The sequence below is a fragment of the Oligella sp. HMSC05A10 genome (assembly GCF_001808335.1).
Lineage (GTDB): Bacteria > Pseudomonadota > Gammaproteobacteria > Burkholderiales > Burkholderiaceae_B > Oligella > Oligella urethralis.
The window spans coordinates 1-541 of sequence record NZ_KV792964.1; the positions used below are offsets into that span (position 1 = coordinate 1).

1 protein-coding gene is annotated in these 541 nt (G+C 46.4%); it reads left to right on the forward strand.

The features are described 5' to 3' along the window. A partial coding sequence (locus HMPREF3144_RS11170; protein WP_305778287.1) for a group II intron maturase-specific domain-containing protein occupies positions 1-499 on the forward strand: 499 nt, incomplete at its 5' end. Between the last annotated feature and the right edge of the window lie 42 nt (positions 500-541).

Sequence of the window (541 nt, forward strand, 5' to 3'; positions counted from 1 at the left end):
GAACGGTGAGAAGACTCACATCACACAGAGCTGGCGAGGAGTTAACTTCTTAGGGGTAGTGATTTACAGTCACTACACAAAGATACAGCCTAAGAAGCTGTCGCTGTTTAAGCAAAAGGTTAAGGCGATGACGAAGCGAAATAGTGGGCGACCGCTAGCGAGCGTTATTAAGCAACTTAACCCCCTGCTTAGGGGATTTGCTCAGTATTTTAGGATTGCCGACACGAAAAGTACCTTTAAAGAGCTGGCGCAGTGGGTGCGAAGACGGCTTCGCAGCATACAACTTAAGCTATGGAAAAAGCCTAAACGGCTACATAGACGACTTAAACAATTAGGCTATAAACCACCGTTTGAGTCGATAGCGATGTGGCGCCGGAGAAACTCAGCCAGTCCATTAGCTCACTATGCTATGCCGAATAAGTGGTTAGATAGTTTAACGTTGTATGATATGGGGAAAGTTGAGACTGGCTACGTGTTTAGCGCATATGCTAAATGGTAATGTGCATGAGCCGTATACGAGGTCCGTACGTACGGTTCTGTG